The organism is Arachidicoccus sp. (assembly GCF_050436765.1).
Lineage (GTDB): Bacteria > Bacteroidota > Bacteroidia > Chitinophagales > Chitinophagaceae > Arachidicoccus.
Window position 1 is genome coordinate 625 of the sequence record NZ_JBNQGD010000256.1, and the last position, 16,081, is coordinate 16,705.

Below are 16,081 nucleotides of genomic sequence, written 5' to 3' on the forward strand. Positions count from 1 at the left end.
TGACTTTCTTTGCAGGCACAACTTTTTTTGCTGCAACCTTCTTTACTACAGGCTTAGTCGCTACCTTTTTAGCCGCAGGCTTCACCACTTTTTTAAGCACTGCTTTTTTGGCAGGTACGGTTTTCTTTGCGACAGGTTTAGCTGCTACTTTTTTTGCGATAGGTTTAGATATCGCTTTTTTTGTTGCAGGTTTAGCTGCTTTTAAAGCTGTTTTAGCTTTTGCATTAGCAGTTTTCTTTGTAGTAGCCATACGTTTAACTGTTTTTTATAACACTTATTTTAAGCATAATGTCGTCAATATCAATTTCTATTCCAGTTTCCAAGGAAGAAACAAAAGACACACTATCTGCCAAAAGTTCAGAACAAATATAAAGATTAAATTTCTCAATTGCCGGCCTAATCTTTTCATTGTCAAGGACCTTAACAAAGATACGGTCTGTTAGTTCAAATTTAGATTCTTTTCTGATATTTTGTACACGATTTACAAACATTCTCGCGATACCTTCCTGTTTTAATTCTTCAGAAATGGTAATATCCAATGCTACTGTCAGGTTTCCGTTGCTAGCTACACTCCAGCCCGGTACATCTTCAGCAGTAATAATCACATCCGTCGGACATATTTCAATATTTTCCTCTTCTACACGCAAATTAAACTTTCCCTCCGCTTCCAACGTACTAATATCCTGTTGCGAAAAATTGTCAATAGCTGCGGCTACGGATTTCATTTTCCCGCCCAATCTTTTGCCTAATGCTTTAAAATCGGCTTTAATTTTCTTATGTATAATTCCATGTGCGTCTGTAATATATTCAACTTCTTTGATATTAGTCTCGGATTTTATTAAATCTTCTACTTTTTCTAATTGATTTTGCATTTCAGGATTCAAAACCGGTATCAAAACCTTTTGCAAAGGCTGACGAACGATGATATTTTCTTTTTTTCTTAAAGAAAGAATTAAAGAAGAAAAACTTTGTGCGAGCATCATTCTTTCTTCCAACGAATTATCTATAAAGTCCTCGTTCACCTTTGGAAAATCCGCATGGTGCACACTTTGCACTGTAAATCTATTCGTTACTGCATTTAGATTTCTAAAAATTTCATCACTGAAAAAGGGAGAAAGCGGGGCTATTAATCTCACCAACGTTTCTAAACATTCATATAAGGTCTGATAAGCCGATATTTTGTCCTGTTCGTATTCGCCTTTCCAAAAACGGCGGCGACAAAGACGCACATACCAATTGCTCAAATGCTCATCCACAAATTCTTCAATTGCACGAAAAGCAATGGTAGGCTCATAATCGTCTAGATTATCCGTTACCTTTTTAATTAAAGAGTGCAAACTTGAAAGAATCCATTGATCAATTTCAGGCCGGTCCTTCATCGGGATATTCTCTTCTTTGTAGTCAAATCCATCCACATTCGCATATAAAGCAAAGAATTGATAACTATTGTATAGCGTGCCGAAAAACTTACGCTGCACTTCTTTAATGCCATCTAAATCAAATTTTAAATTATCCCAGGGCGAAGCATTCGTCATTAAATACCAACGCGTTGCATCAGCACTATATTTATCAATCGTTTCAAAAGGGTCAATTGTATTGCCTAAACGTTTAGACATTTTGTTGCCAAATTTATCTAAAACCAAACCGTTAGAAACCACCGTTTTGTAAGCTAATCCCGGATATTTCTCGTCAGAAACGGCTACTCCGGCATTGTCTAATTCTTCCTGCACATCTTCTTTCAACAAAGAACTGATCGCGTGCAAGGTATAAAACCAGCCACGCGTTTGATCCACACCTTCACATATAAAATCCGCCGGATAATTATCGGCAAATTTTTCTACATTCTCAAAAGGAAAATGCCATTGCGCAAAAGGCATCGCACCACTATCGAACCAAACATCTATCAAATCCGATACGCGTTTCATGGGTTTTCCGGAAGCAGAAAGCAGCGTAATCTTATCAACAAAAGGCTTGTGTAAATCCAGGCTTTCCTTACTAAAATCAATACCTGCATTCAACTCTTTTGCTTTCTGTGCTTCTTTTTGCAACTCTTCAATACTTCCAATACACAACTCCTCCCCATCCTCACTACGCCAAACGGGCAATGGCGTTCCCCAAAAACGGCTACGACTCAAGTTCCAGTCCACCATATTTTCTAACCAGTTACCAAAACGACCCTCGCCTGTCGATTTTGGTTTCCAGTTAATGGTTTTATTGAGTTCCACCATTCTGTCTTTTAGTGCGGTGGTCTTGATAAACCAGGCGTCCAACGGATAATACAATATGGGTTTATCCGTCCGCCAGCAATGCGGATAACTATGCTCGTATTTTTCAACTTTAAAAGCAAGGTTTTCCTTCTTCAATTTTACGCAGATATCCACATTTACATCTACATAATCCGGATCATCCTTGTAATTCTTGACAAAACGGTGGCTGAACTCGCCTAGACCATCGATAAACTTACCTTCTCTGTCCACCATTATTAATACCCCTATATCATATTTCTGTCCAATTTTGTAGTCATCTGCACCAAATGCGGGTGCAGTATGCACAATACCTGTACCATCTTCCGTGGTAACAAAATCACCCAATAATACTTTGAACGCATGGGGATTATCGGTTTGGTTGGCTTCAAAAGGCATCAATTGTTCATAAGAAACACCTTCTAAATCTTTCCCTTTGAAAGCTTTTAGTATTTTCCAATCGAAATGTTTTTTCTTGGAAGTACTATTGGAGAATATTTCTGCATCACCTACTTCTAAAGTTTGGTTCAACGGATTCTCAAAATATTTGTGGAATAAGGCCTTTGCCACTACCACATTGATGTCTAATTCTGTATAAGGGTTTTTGGTTTTTACCAGCAAATAGTCAATATTTGGTCCGGCAGTCAAGCCGAGATTGGAAGGCAGTGTCCAGGGCGTAGTCGTCCAAGCCATTAAACCTACTTCACCATCAACGCCCTCAAAAAGAAAATCAGCTTTTTCATTTCGTATTACGTTAAATATCACAGTAGCCGAAGTATCTTTTACATCTTTATAAGTGCCCGGCTGGTTCAGTTCATGCGAACTCAAACCTGTTCCCGCAGCGGGGGAATAAGGTTGTATACTGATACTTTCGTATAACAAACCCTTGTTGTATAATTTCTTCAACAACCACCAAAGCGTCTCAATATAGTTATTGTCAAAAGTGATATACGGATTTTTTAAATCTACCCAATAACCCATTTTAGTGGTGAGTAAATCCCATTCCTTTTTGTAGCGCAGCACCGCTTCACGACATTTCTTATTATACTCTTCTACCGTAATTTTTTTCCCAATATCTTCTTTAGTAATACCCAATTCTTTCTCGACACCCAGCTCAACGGGTAACCCATGTGTATCCCACCCTCCTTTACGTTGTACCTGAAAACCTTGCATTGTCTTATAACGACAAACCATATCTTTAATGGTGCGGGAAATGACGTGGTGAATACCGGGCATACCATTGGCACTTGGTGGCCCTTCATAAAAAACGAAAGACGGCGCGCCCTGTTTTAAAGCAATGCTTTTCTCAAATGATTGTTGAGACTGCCATTTTTCCAGTATCTCTCTTTCGATACTGGGTAAATTCAATGAAGAAAACTCTTTATATTTATTAGCCATAGATGATTTTAGCCTAAAATTTCGATAAAATGTGGGCAAAGTTACGGATATTTTACGATTTATCGTATGAAGGAAATGCTAAGATATGGAGGTATTTGTCTCATTTTGTCCTTAGAGCTGGAGCGATTAAGCTGAACCCAAAGGTTTTATAGCCTGAAACGTCCTGTACAGGTTTTAAGGAGCTTTCCTTCCCCGGCTTTCGACCAAAGTGGCAGGAAGGTTACTGTTGCTGCTCTACCCACCGGTGACTGGGGGTTGTCTTTTCATTAAAGCAAAATTGACCTTATCATCAAGCACAAAGTGACAACCCTCGGTCGCGGTTTCCTTGCTACAACCTGAATCCAGAAAAAATTTCATATATAACTCTTCCGGACATTTACCGTTCAAGATTTACATGGTGATACCCAGGAAACTCCTTTTACACAAGGCCTCTAAATAGCTGTGTGTAAATGAATTGTTCAAAGGCGGACGGATTTAAGCTTACCATTTAAAACTGTCTCAAGATAAAACAAGTATTATTTTAAAGCGCTTAAATGCGCTTTCACAAAATCTAAAATCTCTGTTTTGCCCAACAATGTATATTTTTGCTTTATGCCTACAATGCGCAAAATTATCAATGATCCGGTCCATGGTTTTATCACCATCAATCACCCACTTTTATTTAAAATAATTGAGCACCCGTATTTTCAGCGGTTACGACGCATAAAACAGATGGCTATGGCGAGTTTTGTATATCCTGGTGCAGTGCATACGAGGTTACATCATGCATTGGGAGCTTATCATTTAATGTGCTGCGCCATAAAAGAATTGAAAGACAAAGAGGTTGTTATTTCGCAGCAGGAAGAGCTGGCTGTAAAATGCGCCATTCTTTTACATGATATCGGACACGGTCCTTTCTCTCACGCTTTGGAACATATTTTAGTGCAGGGCGTTCATCACGAAAGTCTAAGCTTGCAGATTATGCAAGTGATGAATGATGAGTTTAACGGAGAACTTGATTTAACAATCGAAATTTTCACAGACAAATATCATAAACCCTTCCTCCATCAACTAATCAGCGGACAGTTAGATATGGACAGAATGGATTATTTATCCCGAGATAGTTTTTTTACCGGCGTTAGTGAGGGCGTTATCGGCTATGACCGTATTTTGAAAATGTTGGCAGTAAAAGACAATCAACTGGTGGTGGAAGAAAAAGGCGTGCATAGTGTTGAAAAGTTTTTAATTGCCCGTCGGCAAATGTATTGGCAGGTTTACTTACATAAAACGGTTCTCTCAGCAGAAAAAATGCTCGTGCATATCCTTAAAAGGGCAAGGATCATTTTTGATGAAACCGATAAAAACATCGTTCTAAATTCACCACTTGATTTTTTCTTCGGGAAATTTGACGGAAACATAGACCGCGAATCGCTGAATTTATTTTGTCTGTTAGATGATAGCGATATTGAATGTGCCATTAAAAAATGGAGTCACCATCCGGATAAAGTCTTGTCCACTTTGAGCACTTGGTTGTTAAACAGGGTATTGTTAAAATGTAAGTTACAAACACATCCTTTCGAGCAAGATTATATTAACGAAAAAACGGAAAAAATAGCCGCAAAATTCAATTTAACGCAACAGGAAGTGGCTTATTTTGTTTTTACCGGAGATACAACCAATACAACTTATCAACTGGGCGATGAAAATATTTTGATACTTTTTAAAAATGGTCGTGTTCAAGAAATTTCGTCTATCGAAAATGCCCTTATACAGCAAACAGTTTCTACCCCAATAAAAAAATTCTACATTTTTTTTCCAAAAGGACAAACGCCTGTAACCATATAAAACAAATTATCATTCATGCAGTTTTCAGCAGCACAAATAGCCGGCTTTATTAATGCTCAAATAGAAGGAAATCCGGAGGCTCAGGTGAAGGGTTTCAACAATATCGAAGCGGCAAAAGAAAATGATCTCAGTTTTTTAGCCAATCCGAAATATGAAACTCTTTTATATAAGTCCGAAGCCTCTGTTGTCATTGTAAATAAAAGCTTAGTACTGAAAAGCCTGGTGACTCCTACACTTTTACGTGTAGATGATCCGTATGCTGCTTTTGCTACTTTACTTAAAGTATATGAGGACATGCGCAGTAAAAAGTTGAATGGCATTCAAGTTAACAGCTATGTTGATGAAACGGCCGAAATTGGCGAGGACGTTTATATTGGCTCCTTTTCTTACATCAGCGAAAAAGCCGTTATCGGAAAAAGTTCAAAAATATATCCCGGATGTTTCGTTGGAGAAAATGTACAGATCGGCGAAAACACTATTTTATATCCCGGTGTCAAAGTCTACCATCAGTGCATCCTGGGAAATAACATAATTGTGCATGCCGGAGCAGTAATTGGGGCAGATGGTTTTGGCTTTACGCCGCAGCGGGATGGCAGTTATCAAAAAGTGCCCCAGATTGGTCACGTGATTATTGAAGACAATGTAGAAATCGGAGCCAACACAACCATTGATCGAGCTACCCTCAATGCAACTATTATAAGAAAAGGGGTAAAAATTGATAACCTGGTCCAAATTGCACACAACGTGGAATTAGGTCAAAACACCGGTATTGCAGCACAGGCAGGCATTAGCGGCAGCACCAAAATCGGCAAAAATGTAATGATAGCTGGTCAAGCCGGCATAGCCGGACATTTGGAAATTGATGATAAAACAATCATTACCGCACAAAGTGGTATAGGGAAATCAGTAAAGACAGAAAATAGTATTCTTTCCGGGTCCCCTGCTTTTGACCACTCGGCCAGGAGGCGTAGTGAAGTCGTTTACCGCCATCTTCCGGAACTTGAAAAACGCATTTTGGAATTGGAAAAGTTGGTAAAAGAATTGTCAAAACAATAATTATATCCTCTTTACCAATAAACATGACGTAAATTTGCACCTTCATTAAACGTTCAAAAAGCAATTTTTGTATTAATTTAGAAAATCATTTATCCTAAATAACCCTATCAAAACCGGTTAAAGAGGCTTTATTACTTATTTAGATTATGAAAGAACACTTCAATCCGAACAAGCAACATACGATTAGTAATGCAGTAAATATTAGCGGTACAGGCTTACATACCGGCGCCTTAGTCGACATGAAGTTAAACCCCGCAAATCCTGGTTTTGGTATTCAGTTTCAACGTGTAGATTTACAAGGCAAGCCCGTTATTAAAGCCGATTGCGACTTAGTGACCGATACAAGCCGTGGAACAACCTTGCAGGTAGGGGAAGCGCGCGTTTCTACCGTAGAGCATTTATTGGCTGCATTGGTAGGAATGGGCATTGATAATGCTTTGGTTGAATTGAACGGTCCTGAAATCCCCATAATGGATGGAAGTGCCCAACCTTTTGTGGAAATCCTGGAAGAAGCAGGAGTGGAAGAGCAAGAAGCAGCTAAAATATGGTATAGTATTGATGAAAATATTTATCATTACGATGAAGAGAAACGTGTAGAGATGGTCGTGATGCCTTCTGCCAATTTCAGCGTCACCGCTTTAATTGATTTTAACAGTCCGGTATTGGGTACCCAGTATGCACAACTTAAAAACATTCGCGATTTTAAATCTGAAATAGCTTCTTGCCGCACTTTTAGTTTTTTACACGAATTAGAAGCCTTGCTTGACCATAACTTAATTAAGGGTGGCGATATTAATAATGCTATCATTGTCGTGGACAGACCCGTCACGGACAAAGAAATGGAGCGTTTGGCTAAAGTCTTTAAGCGAGATAAAGTAGAAGTAAAAAGTAGCGGTTACCTCAATAACGTAGAATTACGTTTCCCAAACGAGCCTGCTCGTCACAAATTACTGGATATCGTCGGCGATTTGGCATTAATTGGTTATCCCATTAAAGGACGCATATTAGCCAATAGACCTGGGCATAGTTCCAATGTAGCTTTTGCCAAAGTCATCAAAAATCATATCAAAAAAAATAGACACGTAAAAGATGTACCTGTTTATGACTATATGCAACCTCCGGTTTATTCAATAGAGCAAATTGAAAAAACCTTACCTCATCGTTATCCGTTTTTATTGGTAGATAAAATAATAGACCTTACCGATACTTCCATAGTTGGGGTAAAAAACGTAACTTTCAATGAACAGTTTTTTCAAGGACATTTTCCGGGAAATCCTGTAATGCCGGGCGTGTTGCAAATCGAAGCCTTGGCGCAGACAGGCGGTATTTTGTGCATTAATCTTATGGGTGAGGGGACTTATGATACTTATTTTCTAAAAATTGATAATTGTAAGTTTAAACAGATGGTAAGACCCGGTGATACTTTACTGCTAAAAATGGAACTGAACGGGCCAATACGTCGTGGGTTATGCGATATGCACGGAACAGTTTACGCCAATGGCAAAGTAGCTACAGAAGCCGACATGGTCGCACAAGTAGTGAAAAGGCAATAAGGTCAGACCATATTTTATAAAAGATTTATTTCAACGAAAAGAGGACTTATACAATGGATATAGTAAAATTAACAGAGAACGAACGCTTAGAACTGGGACTTGAACTGATATTTCAGAAGCAATATCAGGTACCGGGTTCTATATATTCTAGTATTAGTTGCTATTCCTTTGATGGGGACTGGATGAAGCAGGAGAATGGGATGCTGGCATATAACATTCAGGAAGATGAAAATGACAAAAACAGAAAACTAAATCTTAGATTTTGCATCAGCGGGAACAGATATTGCAACAATGACAATTGTACGAAATGCAAGATCAAGAGCATGGGCGTCTGCGACCAATCAAGTAATATGGTAAGTTTATTCGAATTTAGCTTTACTCCAAACTACCTTACCCAGTTCTTAGGCAGCACCAAAGCCATGAATAAAAAAGAAAAAGTATTATCCTTTCAATACAAGACTTCATTCACCAAATTGTTTCCTGTTTGCCCACAGCAACGTAATACTTTATCGGCGTTGATCGAAGGAAATTATTCCGGTGCTATGGAAAACATTTTCATCAATTCAAAAATTCATGAAATACTACTCTATAGTATGGAATGTTTAGTGGATGAAAAAGGGAAATCCGCCTTTAGTTGTCGCTTCTTGGCAGATGATAAAGGCATAGATAAAATACATTTAGCAAAAAAGATTTTACTCGAAAACCTCGACTCCCCTATTACTATTAAGGAGCTAAGTAAAAAAGTGGCTATCAACGAATGCTATTTAAAGAAAGGGTTCAAAGAAGTATTTGGTACAACTATTTTCGATTTTTACCAGCAACAAAGAATGGATCATGCCAAATATTTGCTCTATCAAAAAGGCCTCAACGTCACAGATGTAGCCGCTCTTTTGGGCTATTCATCCATCTCACATTTTTCTTCTGCATTCAAAAAACAAACAGGGATTAAGCCTTGCGAATTATTGTTGCGCTAATAGCTATTACTTTATCGCCGCCAGGTATACTCTTGTATCAGTTTTACGGCCGCTTGCACCGGATTATCAAAAGGCTTTTGTGGATTTTTATCCCCGTTTTGAATCCATTCCTCTTCCCATTTATTAAGATTAAATTTAGTATGATTTATTTTTGCATCTAATTTATTTCTTAACCTGGGCAAATAATAAGAGCCAATCAATCCGCCCCACATTTTTGCTGCATAGTCTCCTACACCCGGACCCCAGGTAGTAATAATTCTTCTTGCATCCTGCGCATAATATTTTTTCTCCGCCTCATTTTTACCAAAAGCTCTTGCGAAATCTACCCAGCGCTGCAAACGGTCGTTGGGATGCGAAAGTAATAGTCTGTCTGTATTTTCGAGAATAGAATAGACTTTGTTTAATTGATTCTGTTTTGCAGCTCCTTTTAATTGCGAGGCATTTCTGACCAAAGAATCCGCGACCAGGCTTAAATACTGCGCTGATAATTCTATTGCATCGTTTTTATATAGAACAGATTTCTTACAATCATTGGCACAAGCCAAAAACCGTTGAACACCTATAAAAAATTGGGGACTCTTATTTACCGTTTCACTTGACTGATAGTCAAAACGGGGATGGTCAGTAAAGGTACTATAACAGGATTGTAAGAAGTTTTGATATGCTTCTTTCATATTGTTGTCATATGCGCCATAGCGGTTAATGCAGTAATTCTTCACCCAGGTATTTAGATCTATTTTTTCATCACGCCAGCCCATATCTGAAAGCAACTCATAAATCAATTCATTATTTTCGATACCTTCCGGCGCAAACCCAAAGCCTATTAAATGTCCTTTATCTTTGTATTGCAGGGCCGTAATAGGCGCTTCAGCGTAAGTTTTTAAAATACCATTCCACGGCGTTCCGCCACCCATATTGGGTATAAAGGAATAAATCCACATTTTATTAGAGAATCCCTTGAAATATTTCCAGGAAGGCTCAATATGCCAAAAATTGAGGTTATAATCGTTTGCCAAATCAAGGAACAAAACCTTATCATCTGGTGTTTTGCTTACCAAAGCATTTAATCGCGCCGGACTCCAGTCTGCATGTTGGTAACCAAATGTCCAACCCTGCATTGTCCATACCGCATCTTTATCCCCTTGTTTGATAGATTGATAAACGACATCACCATATTCTGAAAGTTGCTGTTGGAACGCTTCTTCAGTTTCTCCTTGTGTACGTGGCACTTCCATTTCATTAAAACTGTCGGCAAGGAAGAATGTTCCTTTGCCAAATTCCTTTTCCCACTCCTGCACAAATAATTTCCCGATTTCAATAAATAGCTTTGCATTGTCTTTATTGGGTAACAAAATAGCAGAACGATTTTTCTTAGGGAAACTACTAATCCAGACTATCGGAGTAACTTTTGCATGGGGGTAAACTTTGGTAATTTCTTGGGGCACAAAACCAGCAAATGCCTGGATGATGGGTGTCATCTGCAATTCGTGCATCCTATCCAATACTTTATGTGTAAGCGCAATTTGTTGTTTGTACCAGGAAGCGGGCGCAGGGCCATCCCAACCGGTAAGGTTACCCATTCGATTCCAAGGCTGAAAAGCCGGACCAGGGAAAAAATTGCGAATTGCATCGTCGCTTATTCCCATTTTTTTAAATACACGATACATAATTGCTTCATAGGCATTATTCATCACTAACATGTCCATCCCGTGTAAAGCCATCCAATCTAACTCCTTTTGCCATCGATCCCAGCCCCAATAAGGTGTGCTGTACCCATGGGTCACCACATTCATATAATAATGGTATTGATACGGTGAGACCAATTTTTTCTCAGGAACCTCCTTCCAATTACTTGCAATATTTAAGTTACTCCCACCCCAAGTTATCATTCCCTGCCGGGAATTTTTTAGATAGTCATAAAAGCCATGACATAAGGCTACAGATGAGTTCCCACTAATATAGAGTTGGCCATTTTCTGTTTTGTAGGAAAATTCGCCTTCGAGGCTTTTCGTTTCACTGACAGAAAAATTGATTTTATCAGCAATCGTCCGGTTAATATCACGTGCGATGACTTCTTTAGCCTGTTTAATTATTTCCTTGGAAGACAGATTTTGCGCCGCAATAAATGTCGCCGGCAGCAAAGAGAAAAAAAGAAATAGTACAAGGCTACGCAACCATTTGAGCATCGAAATAGTTTTTAATGATCATAAAAAAGTTCAAGTAAATTTATATTTTACGGCTTCATCTCCCGTAATGCAAAAACCTTTTCTTTCCCTTCCTGATTAAAAATATCTTTCAACTTCAACACGACGAAATAAGTTTTTGCATCGGTACCCAGTTTCTCTACGTTCAATAAAACACTGCGCGTATCCGGATTCAGTCCCTTGGCTGTAGCAATAGGATTTCCTTGTGCACCTCGATTGTCATATAATGATACTTCATAATTCAATTGCGGAGCCGAGGCTAAATCTATGGACCAATTTACATACACCTGTTTTTTCTCTTTATCGTAATAGGCACCCAAATCATAAATATTAACTGGCGAAATATTTTCAGGTTTAGTATCATTACTTGTTACGGGAAATTTTATTTTATTTCTTGTGATCACTTCAGGACCACAAGAGGTGAGTTTTATGCCATCGTTATGGTATGCTTCGGCATTCCAAAAACCTTCTCCGGCATCCGCTGTAAGTGTATCCGGTTTTTGCCAGTCACCTTTTGATGTTAGCATCCAATAACTTTTGTAATAGGAGACGCGACTGTGTTTGCGGTTATCTGCAAAGTTTTCTAAGAAACTGGAAATGCCGGGTTTCAACTTTGCATCGGCCTGGGGAACTGTGAAAGTCACGAAATGGCGCCATTGCTTCTTGGCTTGGTCATAAATAAAATAGCCTACCTGGGTGCGATCTCCGCCCGTGTACCATCGGCGAACGACCTGAGTGTACCATTTTGCGGGAACCCAGCCAAAATCAGTATGAGAATGCAACCCTGTACCTTCATTACCAAATCCGCCAATAAAAGTTTCCGGATCCTTATATACCGCTTCTATTTGAATCTTATTGGGATAATCCCACACAGAAAAGATATTGTTGAGCGGCCGACTCATGGTGCCGTCAGCATTATTATTTTGTAAACCGCAATAGCCGCCACTTTCCCCCAATCCAAACTGAATGGCGCAAGTATAGGTATATTGTGTATTCCCATCGGCGGGAATCATCACGTCATCCATCAATAAATCGGCTGTTGCTGTCTTATCTGAAAATTGTGCCCCAATATAAGGCCCCCATTTCGGACAGGACTGCGCTTTTAATAAAAAGGGAGTTGAGATAAAATACAGCATTACAATAATTGAAGTAGTTCTATTTTTCATTTTGATTTTTTATACAAAAATTTACAAATCCTTTATTTGCTGATCGCTTAAAACTTTATTCCAAACCTTTAATTCATCTATCTTTCCAGAAAAACCACCTACGCTTTTTAATGGGAAAAATAATGTTTCTACTTTGCGAACTTTCGATTTCCTCTCGTTATTAAACTGGATCCAGCGGTCGTATAATTTGTCCTGTAATTTTCCGTTTACATACAAACTTGTTCCTTTATTTGTTCCTGTGATCACAATATGGGTCCAGGTATTTGTAGGAACTTCATAATTAAAATTAAAATTGTAGCCATCTCTGGAAAAACCTAGGTACTGCGTATTACCTTGTTTAAGTTTTACCACAGAATTTTCAGAAGAAAAAATTGGCACATTTTTCTTATTGTCGGCAGAGGGGTTTACCCAAAAAGAAATAGTATAATCGTATCCAATTTCGTCGTAAGGTAACGTCGCATAACTGCTATTACCGGTAAAAGTAAGGGCGTTCCCTTTTATTCCTCGTCCGTAAGAAGCATTAACCGTTCGAATGCCCTTTTCTTTTTCATCAAAATGAAAATCGGCCACCAAAGTATTGGGTTGTCCTATTTTTCCACGCATGTTCAAGGATGGCCCTTCACCAATATTTTTACTTTGAAGTGCAAAATCTTTATAAGATAAGAACGTCTTTTTGCCACCCCACATTTTTTGCGCCAATACCTGAACAGCCGGGAAAACACGATCATTGACGTCCTTTTCGCTAATACCATTACCGACAACATCATTCCATACCGCAAAGGCACCTCCAATAATAGTAGGATCTCCGGGTTCAAAACTAACATTGCCAATCATAGAGGGAGACCATTTATTGTAAAGGTTTTTTAAGTCAAGATAATCATAATAATATCCGGCAGCAGGTACAATATACAACCAGCCATCGGGCGTACTTATCTGCCTGTATCCTAGTTTCTTCATTTCTACTGGATTAGCATAACCATTATACCAGCTATTCATTGTTACATTTTTCGAGGTAACAGGCGTAGTCCCTTCCGCATGAGTTAGCGCTCCCCAAACTCTCACTTCTTTTCCAAAACCTTGTACATATTTTATAAAGTGATCAGTAAAAGCACGAAAAGCTTCGGCATCTCTTTTGTCATACTCATCTGTACCGATATCCACTACCTTCCCGGTAAATACCGGATTTGGTCCTGACAAATACTCTTTAAGCACATTCTCAATGACTTTGTAAGTAAGAGGATTGTGCAAGTCCAGGTGATCCATTCCATATTTTTTACTACCTATTGCAGGAAATGCTTTTGTAAAAGCCAACGAGTGTGCAGGCACATCTATTTCGGGTACAATTTGGACTGCATACTCATCTGCTAGTTGTTCTAAATCCCGAAACTGCTCTTTGGTGTACGATTCTCCTTTTGTAGCAAGATTGGGATACGTATCATTTTCCAACCGGAAACCGGAATAAGTACTGTCCCAATTGTTCCCAAAATATTCTATAAAACCATTGTCGTTTAAATGAATATGAAAAGTATTCATTTTATAATAAGAAAGTAGCTTTACATAATCACGCAAAAAAGATAACCGGAAAAACTTGCGCCCGTCATCTAGTATAAAACTACGCACGCCAAACTCAGGATAATCCCTTGCAATACCTTTGGGAATAGATTTATTTTGTTCTAACAATTGCATTAAAGTACGTGTACCCCAAAATAAGCCTTGATATTTTGTTGCGCTGATGGTGATAAAATTATCTACTTTAAAATAATATCCCTCTTCGCCTATCGCCGTATCTTTCTCATGCAACGTCAAATACACATCCCCTTTTTTGGGAGTTCCACTGACTATTTTTAAATGTAATCCGGCTTGAGCAGCTATATCTTTTTGCAAAATGTCCGCGGCTTTTTGCACGCTGTTTCTATCACGTGGATCTATTATTATTTTTGATGATCTTTTTAATTCAAAATTACCAGATCCGCCATGCCATTCACGCAAAGCAGGTATGACAAATGGCCGTGCATTGGTGCCCTCGGAAGAAAATTTACCGGGAACAATCACCGTTTTAGACAAATCTTGCGTAACCGTATCGTCTCCATTTTTTATTAACTGAAAATACAAACTTAGTCTTGTGTCCACCAAAGGCTTTGTAATACTTCCCGTACTATCGATAATAGCATTATGATCGCTTCCCTTTAATAATAAATGATACCCTTTGGGGGCTTTGGGAAATTGAACATGTGTATCACCGGGCTGAATCGCTGCAATTTCAGCAATATCAAATTTCGAACTTTTTTCTTGCTGTGCCCTAGCCGATGTAGCAATAACAAACAGTAATAAAAATAGATAAATTCTTTGTTGTAAGATTTTCATTTAATTAAACAATTTTTCAAAAAGGAACCTACAAGTTAAGGATTTACTGCATTTTCTACACACGCAACCGATTGTTTAAAATACAAAAGCATCTCACCCGAAGGTGAAATGCTTTTGCAAAATTTAGCAATATCGATTTATCCCAATTCAGGATATAAAACAAATTGCTCCATAAATTGATTCACTTCTTTTCTTACCGATTGAATGATGTTTTCGTCTTCTGCGTTCATCAATATCCGATCTACTTTATCTGCGATGAATTGCATGTGTGATTCTACCATCCCGCGCGTGGTAATAGCAGCTACGCCAAAGCGCACTCCAGAAGTCACGAATGCCGTTCTATCATCAAAAGGCACCATATTTTTATTAGCAGTAATCTCTGCTTTTACCAGAGCCTGTTCTGCTTTTTTACCACTGATATTTTTGTTACGCAGGTCAATCAACATCAAATGATTGTCTGTACCGCCACTGATAATATTGTAATTCTTATCTACAAAAGCTTTAGCTAATGCTTGTGCATTTTTCAAAATCTGGTTGGCGTATTGGGTATAATCATCTGAAAGGATCTCACCAAAAGAAACAGCTTTAGCAGCTATTACGTGTTCCAATGGACCGCCCTGAATCCCAGGAAATACAGCTAAGTCTAACAATGAGCTCATCATCCTTGCGTTACCCTTATTATCTGTTTGACCAAAAGGATTTTCAAAATCATTACGCATCATTATAATACCACCACGGGGGCCCCGCAAGGTTTTATGCGTAGTAGAAGTAACAATATGACAATGATCAAATGGATCGTTCAACAATTTTTTCGCAATCAATCCGGCCGGATGTGCTATATCTGCCATCACCAAAGCGCCAACTTCATCAGCAGCCTTGCGAATGCGCGCATAATCCCAATCGCGGCTGTAAGCACTGGCACCACAAATAATTAGCTTGGGTTTCAGTTCACGTGCTTGCTTTTCCAACATTTCATAGTCTATAAGACCGGTTTCTTTCACTACCCCATAGAAATGCGCCTCATATAATTTACCGCTATAATTTACGGGAGATCCGTGAGTAAGATGTCCGCCCATACTTAAATCTAAACCGAGAATCCGATCCCCTGGTTTTAATACTGCCAAATGTACGGATGCATTGGCTTGTGCGCCACTATGCGGCTGCACATTGGCATAACCGATACCAAATATCTCTTTCAGGCGGTCAATGGCTAATTGTTCGGTCTGATCTACAATTTCACAACCTGCATAATATCTTTTACCTGGATACCCTTCGGCGTATTTATTCGTAAGTACTGTT

General features: G+C 38.8%; 10 protein-coding genes. 4 read left to right on the plus strand and 6 right to left on the minus strand.

The window, feature by feature from the left end; all coding sequences use genetic code 11:
* Positions 1-250 (minus strand): hypothetical protein (locus ACQR30_RS11235; protein ID WP_429735091.1); only part of this gene is annotated, 250 nt, incomplete at its 3' end.
* 4 nt (positions 251-254) lie between these two features.
* On the minus strand, positions 255-3,641 hold the full coding sequence (gene ileS / locus ACQR30_RS11240; RefSeq protein WP_429735093.1) for an isoleucine--tRNA ligase: 3,387 nt from the start codon (positions 3,639-3,641) through the stop codon (positions 255-257).
* Positions 3,642-4,232: 591 nt separating this feature from the next.
* Between ileS and ACQR30_RS11245 the strand changes: the two genes are divergently transcribed.
* From ACQR30_RS11245 to ACQR30_RS11260, 4 genes are all read left to right on the plus strand, one after another.
* Positions 4,233-5,465: an HD domain-containing protein gene (locus ACQR30_RS11245; RefSeq protein ID WP_429735095.1), complete on the plus strand. Its 1,233-nt coding sequence runs from the start codon at positions 4,233-4,235 to the stop codon at positions 5,463-5,465.
* A gap of 15 nt (positions 5,466-5,480) precedes the next feature.
* Positions 5,481-6,521 carry a UDP-3-O-(3-hydroxymyristoyl)glucosamine N-acyltransferase gene (lpxD, locus tag ACQR30_RS11250; RefSeq protein ID WP_429735097.1) on the plus strand — a complete coding sequence of 347 codons (1,041 nt, stop codon included), beginning with the start codon at positions 5,481-5,483 and terminating at the stop codon, positions 6,519-6,521.
* 146 nt (positions 6,522-6,667) lie between these two features.
* The gene (locus tag ACQR30_RS11255; RefSeq protein ID WP_429735099.1) at positions 6,668-8,074 is read left to right on the plus strand and encodes a bifunctional UDP-3-O-[3-hydroxymyristoyl] N-acetylglucosamine deacetylase/3-hydroxyacyl-ACP dehydratase; all 1,407 of its coding nucleotides are present in this window, start codon (positions 6,668-6,670) and stop codon (positions 8,072-8,074) included.
* A gap of 53 nt (positions 8,075-8,127) precedes the next feature.
* Positions 8,128-9,048, plus strand: a complete 921-nt coding sequence (locus ACQR30_RS11260) for a helix-turn-helix domain-containing protein (RefSeq protein ID WP_429735101.1) — start codon at positions 8,128-8,130, stop codon at positions 9,046-9,048.
* Between the two features lie 11 nt (positions 9,049-9,059).
* Here the strand turns inward: ACQR30_RS11260 and ACQR30_RS11265 are convergent, their stop codons facing one another.
* The 4 genes from ACQR30_RS11265 to glyA form a co-directional block, all read right to left on the minus strand.
* Positions 9,060-11,234, minus strand: coding sequence for an alpha-N-acetylglucosaminidase TIM-barrel domain-containing protein (locus tag ACQR30_RS11265; RefSeq protein WP_429735103.1), 2,175 nt, complete (start codon positions 11,232-11,234; stop codon positions 9,060-9,062).
* Positions 11,235-11,281: 47 nt separating this feature from the next.
* On the minus strand, positions 11,282-12,418 hold the full coding sequence (locus ACQR30_RS11270; protein WP_429735105.1) for a DUF3472 domain-containing protein: 1,137 nt from the start codon (positions 12,416-12,418) through the stop codon (positions 11,282-11,284).
* 21 nt (positions 12,419-12,439) lie between these two features.
* The gene (locus ACQR30_RS11275; protein WP_429735107.1) at positions 12,440-14,782 is read right to left on the minus strand and encodes a family 20 glycosylhydrolase; all 2,343 of its coding nucleotides are present in this window, start codon (positions 14,780-14,782) and stop codon (positions 12,440-12,442) included.
* A 137-nt stretch (positions 14,783-14,919) separates the two neighbouring features.
* Positions 14,920-16,081 (minus strand): serine hydroxymethyltransferase (gene glyA, locus ACQR30_RS11280; RefSeq protein ID WP_429735109.1); only part of this gene is annotated, 1,162 nt, incomplete at its 5' end.